The sequence below is a fragment of the Streptomyces sp. NPDC051172 genome, assembly GCF_040682555.1.
In the GTDB taxonomy this organism is placed as follows: domain Bacteria; phylum Actinomycetota; class Actinomycetes; order Streptomycetales; family Streptomycetaceae; genus Streptomyces.
This window is the reverse complement of the sequence record NZ_JBFBBE010000009.1, coordinates 102,032-117,769: the sequence shown is the minus strand read 5'-3', so window position 1 is coordinate 117,769 and position 15,738 is coordinate 102,032. Positions and strand designations below refer to the sequence as shown.

The following is a 15,738-nucleotide window of genomic DNA, read 5'->3' as shown; positions in this document are numbered from 1 at the left end:
TGTCAGGCCGGCGACGGCAGGGCTGCCGTGTCGGCGAAGGCCTGCAGGGGGCTCTTGTACAGGGGGTCCAGGACGATCGTGGCGGCCGCCACGACCAGGATCGGGGGCCCGGCATGCGGTATCTGGATCCGGGCGGGGTCGTCGCAGACGTGTGCGTGACCGATGGCGGCCGTGCGGATCTCTTCGAGGTACTCGGGCTGGAGCGTGCTCGATGTCTCGGTGACCACCACGAGATCCGGGTTGAGCACGTCGAGCAGCAGCCCCGTCGCCCGGCCCACCGCTTGCGCGCGCTCCCGCAGCAGCGCGTCGGCCCGCCCGTCGCCGGCCGCCGCCGCGTCCACCAGCAGACCGATGTGCGCGTCGGGGATGATGCCCTGCTCCACCGCGCGCCGGGTGAGCCGGGTGTCGGAGACGGTCGCCTCCAGACAGCCGGTACGGCCGCACGGACAGGCCACCCGGCTCTCCGGCACCGGCAGATGCGACACGTCCCCGGCGCCCGAACGCGGCCCGCTGTGCACCACGCCGGCGATCGACAGGGCCGCGTCCACCACGTTGCCCACGAACAGGTGCAGCAGGGAGCGCCGTGCCTCGGTCCGGCCGAACAGCAGCTCCGACTGCGCGACGGCACGGGCATGGTTGTCCACCCGCACGGGCAGCCCGGTGTGCCGTCGCAGCTCGGCCGCCAGCGGGCGCTGGTGCCAGCCGAGCGCGTCATGCCGTACGACCGTGCCGGTCTCCGGGGCCACCCAGCCGCCGATCGCCGCACCCGCCCCGAGGACCCTCGCGCCGGCCGGGGTGTGTTCGGCGATGAAACGGGCCAGCGCGCGGCCCAGGTGGTCCGGGAGGTCGGCGGTCGGAATCCCGTCGTGCCGGAGCTGCCGGCGGGCCACGACCGTGCCGCGCAGATCCGTCAGGCCGAAGTCCGCGCCGGGCACCCCGATGTGCATGCCCGCGACCAGCGGCCCGCCCGCGCCGCCGGTCCGCAGGTCCACCGGGATCTGCGGCCTGCCCACCCCGCTCGCCGCGACCAGCTCCGGCACCTCGCACACCAGGCCGAGCCGGGCCAGGTCGGTGCACTGGCGGGAGACGGCCGCCGGACTCAGCCCGGACAGCCGGGCTATGCCGCTACGGGCCACCGGGCCGTGGTCGAGCACGGCCCGCAGCACCGACGCGGCATTCGCCTCCCGCCGGCCGTCGCCCGAGGTGCGCGCGGAGGGAACGGTCGTCGACATGGCAGGCCTTCTCGGTCTCGCGGTTTCCGGTCTGAGGAGGTGACAGGGTCCAACATGCCCTGTCCCCGGCCGTTTTGGCGACCGGAAGTGGCCGGGACCACGGCCGGCATGGCGGGCGTGTTGCAGGGTCGTGAAACGGGCCCAGGGAGTGTTGACCGGCGTGCGGCGGGCCACCCAAGCTCGTTGAGGAACACCCTCTCATCCTTCACCGGGCAGGTTTCCACCTGCCCGGATTTCCTTCCGCTCGGAAAGCAACTAACCGCCGTCACTTCGCGAAGGGCCCCTCCCATGACCTCCACCGCACCCGCGGCGACCCTCACCGTCGAGAAGGTCGGCGGCCGCATCGGCGCCGTCGTCTCCGGTGTCCGCCTCGGCGGCGACCTCACCGAGCCCGTCGTCGCGGCGATCCGTGCCGCGATCCTGGAGCACAAAGTCGTCTTCTTCCGCGACCAGCACCATCTCGACGCCGACAGCCACGAGGCGTTCGGCCGGCTCCTCGGTGAGCCCGTCGCCCACCCCACTGTCCCCTCCGTCGACGGCAAGTACGCCTTCGGCGTCGACAACGACCACGGCGGCCGCGCCAACCAGTGGCACTCCGACGTGACGTTCGTGCCCGCCTACCCCGCCTTCTCGATCCTGCGCGCCGAGGTCGTCCCGCCGTACGGCGGCAACACCCTGTGGGGCAACACGGCCGCCGCCTACGCCGAACTCCCCGACGCCCTCAAGCTGTTGGCGGACAACCTGCGGGCCGAGCACACCAACGACTACGACTACGCGGAGGCGCGCCCCGAGGCCGGCACCGTCGAACTGGAGCAGCACCGCAAGGTGTTCACCTCCACCAAGTTCCGCACCGACCACCCGGTGGTGCGCGTGCACCCGGAGACCGGTGAACGCACCCTGGTGCTGGGGAGCTTCGTCAAGCGCCTGGTCGGCCTGCGCGGCCCCGACTCGCGGGCGATCATCGGCGTCCTCCAGTCGCATGTCGAGCGCCCGGAGAACACCGTCCGCTGGCAGTGGCGCTCCGGTGACGTCGCCGTCTGGGACAACCGGGCCACCCAGCACTACGGCGTGGACGACTCCGGCGACCATGCGCGCACCCTGCGCCGCGTCACCATCGACGGGGACGTGCCGGTCGGCGTGGACGGCCGCCGCTCGGTGCTCCTGGAGCCGACGTCGGTGCCGGAGCCGACGTACGGGATCGCCTCCGGCGCCTCCACGGACGGCACGGTCGCCGAGGAGGGCGTCAACGCGCCCGCATGACGTCCAAGGCAGCCAGCGCCACATGCAGTTCGGTGCGCTGTTCGCCCGCTTCCAGGTCGCAGTCCAGCAGCCGCTCGATGGTGCGCAGGCGCTGGTAGACGGTCTCCCGGGACAGGTTGCCACGGCGGGCCGCGGTGGTCTTGCTGCCGGCCGCGTCGAGGTAGTGGCGCAGGGTCGCCAGCAGGTCCGTGCCGTGCCGGGTGTCGTGGTCGACGAGTGGGCCGAGCCGTCGTTCGGCGTAGTCCTGGACCCGGATGTCCTCGCGCAGTGCGTACAGCAGCCGGCGCAGGCCGATGTCGGACAGTTCGTGGAAGGAACGGCCTTCGGGCAGGGGCAGACCCGGCAGGGCTGCCTCGGCCGCGCGGCCGGCCTCGCGGAACGAGCGGGTGGCGTCGGCGAGTTGCGTGACCTCCGAGCCGACGCTCACCACCGCCTGCGGGTCGAGGGCGAGCGCGGTGCGGCTGAGCCGTTCGACGGTGGGCCGCCAGGGCCGGGCGGTGCGCAGGGCGAGAAGGACGCCGAGCCGTCCGGCGGCCAGGACACCGACGAGCGCGGGCACCCCCGCGGACCGCAGTTCGTCGGACAGCCGGCCCTCCGCTGCGTCGTCCGCGCGGGTGACCACCAGTACGGCGAGAAAGCCGCAGTCCTCGGCGGGCAGGCCCAGCGCGGCGAAGCGGGCGCGGGCGCCCTCGGGGGAGTGGTGGCGTTGTTCGGCCAGCTCGCGCAGGGCGCTGCGGTGTGCAGTGCGTTCCCAGGGGGTGGCGTGGATGAGCCGGGCGATGGTCAGGGCCATCGCCGTCCGCTCCAGCACGGTGACGTCCTCGTCCCCGAACTCCCCTCTGCGGTCGGGGCCCGGGAGCATCACGGCGCGGCCCCAGCGCTCGCCCTGGTACTCCACGGGCGCGACGAGCCAGCCCTCGCCGCCGCACACCTCGGTGCGCTCGCAGGACGGCACGCCCCGGGAGCGCTGCTCCCAGCCGGTGAGCGCCTCCGCCACCGTGGTGCCGGAGGGCTCGCAGATCAGCGCCTGGTGCACCAGGTTCTCCAGCACGACGGTACGGCCGCTCATCTCCGCCGCCGCGCGCACCACGTCCTCGGGCCCCGCACCGCGCAGCGTCAGCGCGGTGAACGCCTCGTGGATGCGCTGGGTCCGGCGCATCGCGTCCGTCTGGTTGCCCAGCAGGAGGGCATGGACGACCTGGGTGACCTCCAGGAAGTTGACGTCCGCCGCGAGCGTGACGAGGGGCAGACCGCGGGCCCGGCAGGCGTCGACGAGCTCCTCGGGCGGCCGGTGGTAGCGCCGCACCAGCTCGATGACCAGCGCGGCCGCCCCGACGTCGGCGAGTTCGTCGACGTACCGGCGCACTCCGGCCGGCTGCTCGGGCAGGGGCATGCCGGTGGTCAGGACGAGTTCGCCGCCCTTGAGGAAGGAGGCAGGGTCGGTCAGTTCGGTGATGTGGACCCAGCGGATCTGCCGGTCGAGGCCGTCCACGCCGGTGACGACCTGCGGCTGCCCCGCGGCGAGCACGGGCAGGGCCAGCGCGTCGGCGACGGTCAGTGGACGGCTCGCCGTGTCGGCGTTCTCACGCATGGGGCCTCGTCTCGGGCATCGGGACGGCCTGCCCGGACACTGTGACAAGCGGTGCTGACCTGCGCAAGACGCCCCGGACGCCCGTGCCTGCGCCCCGTGCGGGCGCATTGCCGCGCAGCGTGGTTGACACACCGTCCGAACACGGTGCTCCGGCTGGACAGTTCAGGCGTTGTGGCCGACCGTGGGCCGCCGGGACGCTCGAAGGACGGGAGCAGCCGACAACGCACGGCCCAGGAGACGAACATGACCGCACTGTCGCCGCACCTTCGCCAGGCCACCCCCGTCGTGGCGGCCCGGGGCGAGGGCGTCCACCTCTACGGCGAGGACGGCCGCCGCTATCTCGACTTCACCGCCGGCATCGGCGTCACCAGCACGGGCCACTGCCACCCGAGGGTCGTGGCGGCGGCCCAGGAGCAGGTCGGCACCCTCATCCACGGCCAGTACACGACGGTCCTGCACGAGCCGCTGCGCCGCCTCGTCGGCAAGCTCGGCGAGGTGCTGCCGGCCGGTCTGGACAGCCTGTTCTTCACCAACTCCGGCAGCGAGGCGGTCGAGGCCGCGCTGCGGCTGGCCCGCCAGGCCACCGGCCGCCCCAACGTCCTGGTCTGCCACGGCGGCTTCCACGGCCGTACCGTCGCCGCCGCGTCCATGACCACCTCCGGCACCCGCTTCCGCTCCGGGTTCTCGCCGTTGATGAGCGGAGTGGTCGTCACGCCCTTCCCGACGGCCTACCGCTACGGCTGGGACGAGGACACCGCCACCCGATTCGCCCTGAAGGAACTCGACTACACCCTCCAGACCATCTCCTCGCCCGCCGACACCGCCGCGGTCGTCGTCGAACCGGTGCTCGGCGAGGGCGGCTATGTGCCCGCCACCCGCGCCTTCCTGGAAGGCCTGCGTGAACGCGCCGACCGCCACGGCTTCCTGCTCGTCCTCGACGAGGTGCAGACCGGCGTCGGCCGCACCGGGCGCTTCTGGGGCCACGACCACTTCGGGGTCGCGCCGGACATCCTCGTCACGGCGAAGGGCCTGGCCAGTGGGTTCCCGCTGTCCGGGATCGCAGCCTCCGAGGAACTGATGAGCAAGGCGTGGCCCGGCTCGCAGGGCGGCACCTACGGCGCCAACGCCGTTGCCTGCGCGGCCGCTTGCGCCACACTCGACGTCGTACGCGACGAGAAGCTCGTGGAGAACGCCGAGGCGATGGGCAAGCGGCTGCGCACCGGCCTGGAGGCGGTCGCGGAGCGCACCCCGGCCATCGGCGACGTACGCGGCCTCGGCCTGATGCTCGCCTCCGAGTTCGTCACCGAGGACGGCACCCCCGACCCCGACACCGCCGCCCGCGTACAACGGGCCGCCGTCGAGGAGGGTCTGCTCCTGCTGCTGTGCGGAGCCTGGAACCAGGTCGTACGGATGATCCCCGCCCTTGTCATCGACGAGACGGCGGTGGACGAGGGGCTCCGGGCGTGGGCGGCAGCGGTGGAGGCCGGAACCTCGGGGGCCGCGGCCCGATGACGGAAGCCCGAACGGCCTCGCAGAAGGCCGTGGCGGCTCGGCAGCGCCCCTCAAGAGGCGCGGGGCTGTACCCATATGCGGCTCCGCCGGCCCCCACCGCGCGCGGCGGCGCCGGAACGGCGGGCGGTGCCGCCGACCGACCAGGAGAGACCTCATGACCGACACCCCCACGCAACTCTTCATCGGCGGCGCCTGGCTCGACGCCTCGGACGGCGCCACCATGCCCGTCGACGACCCTGCGACCGGCGAGATCCTCTGCCACGTCGCCGACGCAGGCCCGAAGGACGCACGGCTCGCGGAGGACGCGGCCGTCAACGCCCAGCAGGAATGGGCCCGTACGGCACCGCGCGCCCGCAGCGAGATCCTGCGCCGCGCGCACGAGATCATCCTCGCCCGCACCGACGAACTCGCCCACCTGATGACCTCCGAGATGGGCAAACCGCTGGCCGAGGCGCGGGGCGAAGTGGCCTACGCCGCCGAGTTCTTCCGCTGGTTCTCCGAAGAGGCGGTCCGCATCGACGGCGGATACGGCGTCCTTCCCGACGGCCGCAACCGCATGCTGCTCTCCCGCCGCCCGGTCGGCCCCTGTCTGCTGATCACTCCATGGAACTTCCCCCTGGCGATGGGCACCCGCAAGATCGGCCCGGCGATCGCGGCGGGCTGCACGATGGTCCTCAAGCCCGCCCCGCAAACCCCCCTGTCCAGCCTCGCGTTGGCCGCCGTCCTGAAGGAGGCGGGCCTGCCGGACGGTGTCCTGAACGTCGTCACCACCTCCCGCGCGGGCGAGGTGTGCGAACCGCTCCTGCGGGGCGGCCGGATCCGCAAGCTGTCCTTCACGGGTTCCACCGCCGTCGGCCGGCTGCTGCTGGCCCAGTGCGCCGACACCGTGGTACGGACGTCGATGGAGCTGGGCGGCAACGCCCCGTTCATCGTCTTCGACGACGCCGACCTCGAGGCGGCCGTGGACGGCGCGATGGTCGCCAAGATGCGCAACATGGGCGAGGCGTGCACGGCCGCGAACCGCTTCTTCGTCCACCGTGCGGTGGCCGAGGAGTTCGGACGGCGCCTCGCCGCACGCATGGGAGCCCTCGTCGTCGGCCCCGGCACCCGGGACGGCGTCGACGTGGGCCCCCTGATCGACGCGGCAGGCCGGGCCAAGGTCGAGGAACTGGTCGCCGACGCGGTGGACCGCGGCGCCAGGGTGCTGGTCGGCGGCCGTACCCCGGAAGGCCGGGGCTGCTTCTACCCGCCGACCGTCCTCACCGATGTCGCCCCCGGCAGCAGGCTGATGGACACGGAGATCTTCGGCCCCGTCGCCGCCATCCTCGCCTTCGACGACGAGGACGAGGTCGTGAGCCGCGCCAACGACACCCCCTGGGGCCTGGTCGGCTATCTCTTCACCGAGGGTCTGGACCGGGCGCTTCGGGTCAGCGAACGCCTGGAGGTGGGCATGGTCGGCCTCAACACCGGCCTGGTCTCGAACCCGGCGGCCCCGTTCGGCGGCGTCAAGCAGTCGGGGCTGGGCCGGGAGGGCGGCCGGGTCGGTGTCGAGGAGTTCCTCGAGTACCAGTACCTGGCGATCCCGGTGAGGTGACCACCGCCGTGGCGAGCGCGGAGAAGCAGGCCGGCGGAGAGGAAGGATCACTACTCTGTCCGTGTGCTGTCATACGACGAACTGACTCCACCGGAACGTGAGTTGTGGGACGCGTTCCCCGACGGGCGCCGCGTGGATCTGCGGTCCGGTGTGGCCGAGGACGACCGTGTGGCCGACGGCGGACAGTGGGGCCCCGGGCGGACCGTCCGGGCCGAAGTGATCGTCGCTCTGCTGCTCGGTGCGCACTCCGTGCAGCCCGGCGCGGTGGGCGCCCTGACGCTTGCGGGCGCGCGGATAACCGGCCGGATCAACCTGGCGGGTGCGCGGATCGATCACCCCCTCTGGATCGAGGACTGCTGGTTCGAGCAGGACGTCGGCCTCTTCGGGGCCGAGACCCGCACCGTCGCGCTCACCCGCAGCCGGATACCCGGCCTCGAAGCCGGGTCGGCCCGCATCGAGGGACGTCTCGACCTGCTGGGGTCGACCGTGGAGGCCGGCCCCGTCTCCGCCTTCCACCGGGAGCTCAGCGCGCTGTCCCTCACCCACGCGCATGTGACCGGCGGAGTCAACCTCAACAAGGCCCGACTGCTCGCACCCGAGGGGTGGGCCCTGTCCGCCGGTGGCCTGGTCACGGACGGAGGCCTCTTCTGCGGGGGCGGCTTCGTCGCGCACGGTGAAGTGCGGCTGCTGGGCGCGCAGTTGCCGGGCGGCCTTTTCATGCAGGGCGCGCAGCTGGAGTGCCCCGGCCCGCGCGGAGTGGCCCTCGCCCTGGACAACGCCGTGGCCTCGACGCTCGAGTTCTCCCGGGGCTTCACCGCGAACGGGACCGTGCGTCTGCGCGGTACCCGGGTCTCGGACAACGTCACCTTCCAGGGAGCCGTCCTGAACGGCCCTCCCGGCGGTGACGGCCCGGCCCTGCTGTGCGCGCTCATGCAGGCCGTCGACTTCGACCTCACCCTCGCCCGCCCGCCGTCCCAGGCGGTGGACCTGCGGGGCGCGCAGGTGTCGTACCTCCACGACAACGAGCACAGCTGGCCGCAGACGGTGGAGCTGGACGGTTTCGTCTACGGCTCCATCAAGGTGGCCGTGGCGGGCGAGCGGCGGGAGGCGGTGGGGCGGCCGGACTCCGTGGCGCACCGCATGCGGTGGATAGGGCGCAGCCCCGGCTACAGCCCCCAGCCGTACGAGCAGTTGGCGAGCTGGTACCGCAAGGCGGGCCATGACGACGACGCCCGCCGGGTGCTGCTGGCCAAGCAGCGGCACCGGCGCCGCACGCTGCGGCCGGCGGCCCGCGCCTGGGGGCAGTTGCTGGACGTGACCGTGGGCTACGGCTACCGCCCCTGGCTGGCGGGCGTCTGGCTGCTCGTGCTGACCCTGCTGGGGACCGCGACGTTCGGCGCTCACAGCCCCACACGGGTGCAGGCGGGCGAGGTGCCCCGGTTCCAGCCCCTCGTCTACACACTCGACCTGCTGATCCCGATCGGCGGTCTGGGCCAGCGCACCACCTGGTACTGGACGAGCGGCATCCTCCAGTGGCTGGCCTATCTGCTGATCGCCTTCGGCTGGGTGCTGACGACTGCCGTCATCGCGGGCGTGACCCGCGCCCTGCAGAAGAACTAGGTTCCCACCGCCGGGCCCGCGATCGGCCGGGAGGCACCGGCGAGTGCCACCGAGCCCTTGGCGCCCGGCACCGCGGGGGCCGGCGATGCGGCGGTGACGCCAGGGGGAGGGGTGTGTCCACCGTGCTGTCCGCATTGCGGGACGGCCCTCTTGACGTGGCTCCGAGCCGGACCGACACTCCAGAGGAGAATCCTAGTGAATGGGTAGGGAAACGCATGGGGCGCCTTGAGCCGGTCACCGTCCGAGTGATCCGTCCGCCTCTCCTCACCTCCCGCCGTCACATCGATCTGCAGCGTGTCTGCAGTGCGATCAGCCCCCAGGGCTGAGTTCGCCCGACGTCGCTTCCGCCGCGTGTACGTCCGCGCCCTCTCCCGGGGAGACCCATGTCCGTCACACCGCTGGCCGCCCACACCTCCGCCCAGCCCACGCCCGCCTTCCGCGGCCGGATCGGCAGCGATGCCCGCAGTGGTCACTACGCCGTACCGGGCCGCTACCGTCTCCATCTGTCGACCGCGTGTCCCGACGGTCTGCGCATCGCCGTCACCCACAGCCTGCTCGGCCTGCACACCGTCTGTCCGGCGACCTTCCTGCCCGCCGTCCCCGACACCCCCGAAGGCAGCCACTACGCCCTGCGCCCGCTGTACGAGGCGAGTGCGCACCACTACACCGGCCCGGCCGTCGCGCCCGTGCTCAGCGACGACTGGTCCGGACGGATCGTCAGCACGCACGCCCCGGACATCATGCGCGACCTCGCCCGCCGCTTCGGCAGCGACCGCCCCTCGCCCTACCCGTGCGGCGCGGAGTCGGAGATCGAGGCCGTGGAGCGGATGTGCGCGCAGGGCATCGAGGACGCCGCGCAACGCGCCGGATCGGCCGGCGGTGAGGAATCCGAGCGCGCGGCGGCGCTCGATACGCTGCTCGAAACGCTCGGTGCACTGGAGCGGTGGCTGGTCGGGCGGACGTACATGATCCGTGACGAAATCACCGCCGCGGACGTCGAGTTGTGGGTCGCGCTGGTCCAACTCGACACCGTGCACCGCAACCACCTGGACGCCGGTGCCGTCCAGCGGATCGCCGGCCATCCCACCCTGTGGGCCTATGCCCGCCGGCTGGCCGCCCACCCGGCCTTCGGCGCCCATCTCGACCTGGACGGCATCGCCCGGCGCCACCACGCCCGTTGCCAGGGTCTGGAGGCCGCCGGAGCCGCTGTCCAGATCCTGGACTGGGCGGCCCATGCATCCGACGGAAACGGGACAGGATCGCAGGTCAACAGGAATTGAGTCGTTCCACACAGTGGACCGGCGTTGACATTCCTTCGGGCAATTGTTTTAACTACGAACCAGAACGGTCATGAGTGTCAGCGACAAGCCCTGGCTAGCTGACCGGCAACCCTCGCTCCGCGGTGGGGTGCCCCAGGTGACGACCGGACCGGATGACGTTTCGGTAAGCGCGAGGCCCACAAGGGCCGGAACAGTGATGGTGACGCCATGTACGCAGCTCCCAGGACGGCCGCACGCCGCCCTCAGGGCTGCGTACAGCCGTACGCGAACCTGCTGAACCTGTTTGCCGCCGACCGTGCCGTCGACCTGCTCCGTGTGAACAGCGCACTGTGTACCGCACCGGGCTGTGCCCGCTGTCGGGGCTGACACCTCCCCGCAGTCCCCGCACTCCCTGACGAACACCGCCCGCGCGGTGTGTCGTTGTCCTCCCCGCCCCCGGTGCCCCTGCACACCCGTGCGCCGAGCAAACCGCTCCGGCGCACGGCTGCCGCGGCCCGTGGGGTGTCCGACTCCGCCGGAGCCCACCATGAGTGAACCCCCTGGCGCCACGGTCGCCCTCGCCGATGCGCCGCCCGCCGACGAACAGTCAAAGCCCCTCGCCGCACAGCGGGTTCTGCCGCTGCGCAGGCCGGGGCGCTGGATCGCCACCGCCGCCGTCCTGGTCCTCGCGGCCCAGTTCGTGCACGGCCTGACGACCAACCCGTTCTACCAGTGGGACCGCTTCGGCTACTGGTTCCTGCGGCCGAACATCCTCGACGGTCTGCTCATCACCCTCGAAGTCGCCGCCTACAGCGCGGTGCTGGGCCTGGCCGGTGGCATCGTCCTCGCCCTGGCCCGGCTCTCGAAGAGCCCGGTGCTGCGGGCCGTGAGCTGGACCTACATCTGGGCGCTGCGCTCCATCCCGCTCATCGTGGTGCTGCTCTTCCTCTACAACTTCAGCGCTCTGTACAAGACGTTGAGCGTCGGCGTCCCCTTCGGACCGGCCTTTCTCTCCTTCGACGAGTCCAAGCTCGCCACCGACATGGTCGTCGCCGTCATCGGCCTCAGCCTCAACGAGGCGGCCTACGCGGCCGAGGTCGTCCGCGGCGGCATCCTCTCCGTCGACCAGGGCCAGCAGGAGGCGGCGGCGGCCCTGGGCCTGCCGAAGAGCTATCAGTTCACGAAGATCGTCTTCCCGCAGGCGCTGCGCTCGATCACCCCGAACTACGTCAACCAGCTCATCGGCCTGATCAAGAGCACCTCGCTGGTCTTCTACGTCTCGCTGCTCGACCTGTTCGGCACCGCGCAGTCCATGGGCTCCACCTACCCCGGCGACATCGTGCCGCTGCTGCTGGTCGCCACCGTCTGGTACCTGATCCTGACCAGCGTCGTCTCCGTCATCCAGTTCTACGTCGAGCGGTACTACGCCCGGGGCGCCACCCGTTCCCTGCCGCCGACCCCGTTGCAGAAGCTCCGCACCGGTCTCATCGACCTGCGGGCCCGTATCCGCAGGGAGGCCGCCGTATGAGCGCGAAGACCCTTGAGGCGCTGGCCGGCGTCGAGGCCGCCACCGTAGAGGTGCACGACGTGCACAAGTGGTACGGCGCCCACCGCGTCCTGAACGGCATCGACCTGACGGTGCGGCCGGGCGAGGTGACCGTGATCCTCGGCCCGTCCGGCTCCGGCAAGTCCACCCTGCTACGGGTCATCAACCACCTGGAGAAGCCGGAGATCGGCCACGTCAGCATCAACGGCGAACTGATCGGCGTGAAGCGGCACGGCGAGCGGCTGAAGGAACTCAGCGAGCGGGCCATCCTCACCCAGCGCGGCCGGATCGGTTTCGTCTTCCAGAACTTCAACCTCTTCCCGCATCTGACGGTCCTGGACAACGTGGCCGCCGCCCCGGTCGCCACCGGCAGGCTCAGCAAGCCCGAAGCGCAGGAGCTGGCCCGCGAGTTGCTCGGCCGGGTCGGTCTTGCCGACAAGACCGGCGCCTACCCGCGCCAGCTCTCCGGCGGTCAGCAGCAGCGCGTCGCCATCGCCCGCGCCCTCGCCCTGCGCCCCGGCGTCATCCTCTTCGACGAGCCCACCTCCGCCCTCGACCCCGAACTCGTCGGCGAGGTCCTCGCCGTCATCAAGGACCTGGCGACCAGCGGCACCACGCTCGTCATCGTCACCCACGAGATCGGCTTCGCCCGCGAGATCGCCGACCGGGTCGTCTTCATCGACGACGGACGGATCGTCGAACAGGGCCCGCCCTCCGAGGTCCTCGACAAGCCACAGCACGAGCGCACCAGGGACTTCCTCAGCAAGGTCCTCTGACCCCTGACGCATCCGGCGCGCCCCACGACTTCCCCCCACGCCACCACCTCCTCACCTCTCAGCGACAAGGAACGGCCATGTCTGTCCACTTCACCCGACGCAGCCTGATACGCGGCATCACCGCGGCGACCGCGGTCGCCTCCCTCGCCACCGGGCTCGCCGCCTGCGGTGGGAACAGCGACGCGGCCACCACGACCGACGCCGCCAACGGGACCGTGACCGTCGGACAGCTCTCCAACGGCGCCGCCAAGCAGACCAGCCTCGAGGTCTCCGAGGTGAAGTCGATCAGCGCGGAGCTGCCCAAGTCCGTCAAGAGCAGCGGCAAGCTGGAGATCGGCGTCGGCGCCCTGCCCGCCGGGTTCGCGCCGCTGGCCTACGTCGGCAGCGACCAGAAGACCCTCACCGGCGCCGAGCCCGACTTCGGCCGCCTGGTCGCCGCCGTCCTCGGCCTGAAGCCCGAGGTGAAGAACTTCACCTGGGAGAACCTCTTCGTCGGCATCGACAGCGGCAAGGTGAACGTGGCCTTCTCGAACGTCACCGACACCGAGGAGCGCAAGAAGAAGTACGAGTTCGCCTCCTACCGCAAGGACAACCTCGGCTTCGAGGTGCTCAAGTCCAGCAAGTGGAACTTCGACGGCAACTACGAGAACCTCGCCGGCAAGACCGTCTCCGTCGGCGCCGGCACCAACCAGGAGAAGATCCTCCTGGAGTGGAAGAAGAAGCTGGAGAGCGAGGGCAAGAAGCTCACCGTCAAGTACTACCCGGACCGCAACGGCACGTACCTGGCCCTGAACAGCGGCAAGATCGACTCCTTCTTCGGCCCCAACCCCGGCATCGCGTACCACATCACCCAGTCCGCCAACACGCCCAACCCGACGCGCAACGCGGGCACCTACTCGGGCGCCGGAGCCTCGCTGCAGGGCCTGATCGCCGCCACCGCCAAGAAGGACAGCGGCCTCGCCAAGCCGCTCGCCGACGCCGTCAACTACCTGATCAAGAACGGCCAGTACGCCAAGTGGCTGGCCGCCTGGAACCTCTCCAACGAGGCCGTCGCCAAGTCCGAGGTCAACCCGGCCGGCCTGCCCCTCGACAACTCCTGACCCGCCCCCGACAGGGGACTCCGCCGCCCCGCGGCGGGGTCCCCGCTCCCAGGCCCCTCGGAGACCGCCCCACGATGTCCGCCACCAGCATCGAAGCCACCTCCTCGCACCTTCTGGACAACCCCGCCTGGGCGGCCCTGACCGGCCCGCACGCGCACTTGGCCGAACGCGTCGGCCGCGCCGCCCGCTACCGGCAGGACGTGGCCCCCTTCTACGCCGTCACCGACACCGGCGACCCGCAGGCCTGGGCCGACCTGGCCACCCTGATCGGCCCCGACGGCACCGCCTCGGTGCGCGGAGTGACCGAGGCACCGGCCGGATGGGAGGTCCTGCGCACCGGACGGGGCGTCCAGCTCGTGGACACCGGCCTGCGCGCCGAGCCCGACCCCGAAGCCGTACGGCTCGGCGCCGAGGACGTACCCGAGATCCTCGACCTGGTCGCCCGCACCCAACCGGGCCCCTATCTGCCCCGCACCGTCGAAATGGGCACCTACCTCGGCATCCGCCACCGCGGCCGGCTGATCGCCCTGGCCGGCGAACGTCTCCACCCGCCCGGCTGGACCGAGATCAGCGCCGTGTGCACCGACCCCGACCACCGCGGCCGGGGCCTGGCCACCCGCCTGGTCCGCGCGGTCGCAGCCGGCATCAAGGAGCGCGGCGAACGCCCCTTCCTGCATGCCAGGGCCACCAACGCCAACGCGATCCGCCTGTACGAGTCGATCGGCTTCACCCTGCGCCGCCGTACGGTCTTCTCGCTCCTACGGCCGACCGGAGCCGCAGTTCTGGAAGAAACGGCATAGCTGTGCCGTTGTCCTTGTCGAAGGTGATGCATCGAGCGGAGGTGGGCCGGATGACACGTGTACTGCGCGCCGTCCGCCTCCACTCCCGGCCCCATATCGACCTCCAGCGCGTGGCCGGCGCCCTCTGTTGCTCCTGACCCGTTTCCCCTGCCGCCGTGCGCCCCGATCCCGCGGGCCGGCGATCTCGTACGGACCTCCAGGAAGGCACCCTCGTGTCCTCAACTCCCGCTTCCCATCTGCACCTTGCCGTGGCCCTTGAGGGCACCGGCTGGCACTCCGCCTCCTGGCGCGAGCAAGTGGCCCGCCCCCGGGACCTGTTCACCGCCGGATACTGGGCCGGCCAGGTCGCCGAGGCCGAGCGCGGACTGCTCGACTTCGTCACCCTCGAAGACGGCCTCGGCCTGCAGTCCTCGCACTACGGAGAGCTGGACGGCCGCACCGACGAGGTCCGTGGCCGCCTCGACGCCGTACTGATCGCGTCCCGCATCGCACCCCTCACCCGGCACATCGGTCTGGTGCCGACCGTGATCGCCACCCACACGGAGCCGTTCCACATCTCCAAGGCGATCGCCACCCTCGACTACGTCAGCACCGGCCGCGCGGGCCTGCGGGTGCAGATCACCGCCCGCCCGCACGAGGCGGACCACTTCGGCCGCCGCACCTTCCCGCCGATCAACCTGGCCGAACTCCAGAGCCCGGCCGGCCAGGAACGGCTCACCGAGCTCTTCGACGAGGCCGCCGACCACGTCGAGGTCGTGCGCCGGCTCTGGGACAGCTGGGAGGACGACGCGGAGATCCGGGACGTGGCCACCGGCCGCTTCATCGACCGGGACAAGCTGCACTACATCGACTTCGAGGGCAGGCACTTCAGCGTCAAGGGCCCCTCCATCACCCCGCGCCCGCCGCAGGGCCAGCCGCTGGTCACCTCCCTCGGACACCAGACCGTCCCGTACCGGCTGATCGCCCGCCGGACCGACGTCGGTTACGTCACCCCGCAGGACACCGACCAGGCCCGCGCGATCGTCGCGGAGATCCGTGCCGAACAGGAGGCCGCCGGGCGTGCCGGTGAACTCCTGCACGTCTTCGGCGACCTGGTGGTCTTCCTCGACGACGACCAGGCCGCCGCCGAGGACCGCCGCGCCCGTCTCGACGCCCTCGCGGCAGAGCCGTACACCAGCGACGCCCGCATCTTCGCCGGTTCGCCCGGCCAACTCGCCGATCTGCTGCAGGAGTTCGCCGAGACGGGGCTGACCGGGTTCCGGCTGCGGCCCGCGGTCGCCGGACACGACCTGCCCGCCATCAGCCGGGGCCTGGTCCCCGAACTCCAGCGCCGCGGCGCCTTCCGCACCGCCTACGAGGCCGACACCCTGCGCGGCCTGCTGGGCCTCGCCCGCCCCGCCAACCGCTACGCCGCCGCCACCGCCTGAGCCGGAAGGACCGCACCCAAT

At 71.8% G+C, this 15,738-nt stretch carries 13 protein-coding genes and 1 riboswitch; of the genes, 11 read left to right on the top strand and 2 right to left on the bottom strand.

Going from position 1 to position 15,738, the window contains the following annotated elements; genetic code table 11:
• Positions 1–2: 2 nt before the first annotated feature.
• Positions 3–1,232: an ROK family transcriptional regulator gene (locus AB0N07_RS07720; protein WP_365833161.1), complete on the bottom strand. Its 1,230-nt coding sequence runs from the start codon at positions 1,230–1,232 to the stop codon at positions 3–5.
• 288 nt (positions 1,233–1,520) lie between these two features.
• Here AB0N07_RS07720 and AB0N07_RS07715 point away from each other — a divergent pair, with 288 nt between their 5' ends.
• Positions 1,521–2,492, top strand: coding sequence for a TauD/TfdA family dioxygenase (locus tag AB0N07_RS07715; RefSeq protein ID WP_365833159.1), 972 nt, complete (start codon positions 1,521–1,523; stop codon positions 2,490–2,492).
• Here the strand turns inward: AB0N07_RS07715 and AB0N07_RS07710 are convergent.
• Complete coding sequence (locus tag AB0N07_RS07710; RefSeq protein ID WP_365833157.1) at positions 2,476–4,083, bottom strand: PucR family transcriptional regulator ligand-binding domain-containing protein; 1,608 nt, start codon at positions 4,081–4,083, stop codon at positions 2,476–2,478. The genes AB0N07_RS07715 and AB0N07_RS07710 overlap by 17 nt on opposite strands.
• 243 nt (positions 4,084–4,326) lie before the next feature.
• Here AB0N07_RS07710 and AB0N07_RS07705 point away from each other — a divergent pair, with 243 nt between their 5' ends.
• From AB0N07_RS07705 to AB0N07_RS07660, 10 genes are all read left to right on the top strand, one after another.
• On the top strand, positions 4,327–5,595 hold the full coding sequence (locus tag AB0N07_RS07705) for an aminotransferase class III-fold pyridoxal phosphate-dependent enzyme (RefSeq protein WP_365833155.1): 1,269 nt from the start codon (positions 4,327–4,329) through the stop codon (positions 5,593–5,595).
• A 154-nt stretch (positions 5,596–5,749) separates the two neighbouring features.
• Positions 5,750–7,189, top strand: coding sequence for an NAD-dependent succinate-semialdehyde dehydrogenase (locus tag AB0N07_RS07700; protein WP_365833153.1), 1,440 nt, complete (start codon positions 5,750–5,752; stop codon positions 7,187–7,189).
• Between the two features lie 63 nt (positions 7,190–7,252).
• Entirely contained in the window at positions 7,253–8,809 is a 1,557-nt protein-coding gene (locus AB0N07_RS07695) for an oxidoreductase (RefSeq protein ID WP_365833151.1), read from the top strand.
• Positions 8,810–9,192: 383 nt separating this feature from the next.
• Complete coding sequence (locus AB0N07_RS07690) at positions 9,193–10,089, top strand: glutathione S-transferase C-terminal domain-containing protein (RefSeq protein ID WP_365833149.1); 897 nt, start codon at positions 9,193–9,195, stop codon at positions 10,087–10,089.
• Positions 10,090–10,155: 66 nt separating this feature from the next.
• Positions 10,156–10,265: riboswitch (SAM riboswitch) on the top strand.
• A gap of 350 nt (positions 10,266–10,615) precedes the next feature.
• Entirely contained in the window at positions 10,616–11,596 is a 981-nt protein-coding gene (locus tag AB0N07_RS07685) for an amino acid ABC transporter permease (RefSeq protein WP_365833147.1), read from the top strand.
• On the top strand, positions 11,593–12,390 hold the full coding sequence (locus AB0N07_RS07680; RefSeq protein ID WP_365833145.1) for an amino acid ABC transporter ATP-binding protein: 798 nt from the start codon (positions 11,593–11,595) through the stop codon (positions 12,388–12,390). The genes AB0N07_RS07685 and AB0N07_RS07680 overlap by 4 nt, the downstream gene beginning before the upstream one ends.
• Positions 12,391–12,467: 77 nt before the next feature.
• Entirely contained in the window at positions 12,468–13,490 is a 1,023-nt protein-coding gene (locus AB0N07_RS07675; RefSeq protein ID WP_365833143.1) for an ABC transporter substrate-binding protein, read from the top strand.
• A gap of 74 nt (positions 13,491–13,564) precedes the next feature.
• The gene (locus AB0N07_RS07670) at positions 13,565–14,290 is read left to right on the top strand and encodes a GNAT family N-acetyltransferase (protein ID WP_365833141.1); all 726 of its coding nucleotides are present in this window, start codon (positions 13,565–13,567) and stop codon (positions 14,288–14,290) included.
• 26 nt (positions 14,291–14,316) lie between these two features.
• Positions 14,317–14,427 carry a putative leader peptide gene (locus tag AB0N07_RS07665; protein WP_365833139.1) on the top strand — a complete coding sequence of 37 codons (111 nt, stop codon included), beginning with the start codon at positions 14,317–14,319 and terminating at the stop codon, positions 14,425–14,427.
• Between the two features lie 75 nt (positions 14,428–14,502).
• Positions 14,503–15,717, top strand: a complete 1,215-nt coding sequence (locus tag AB0N07_RS07660; protein WP_365833137.1) for an LLM class flavin-dependent oxidoreductase — start codon at positions 14,503–14,505, stop codon at positions 15,715–15,717.
• The last annotated feature ends 21 nt before the right edge of the window (positions 15,718–15,738 follow it).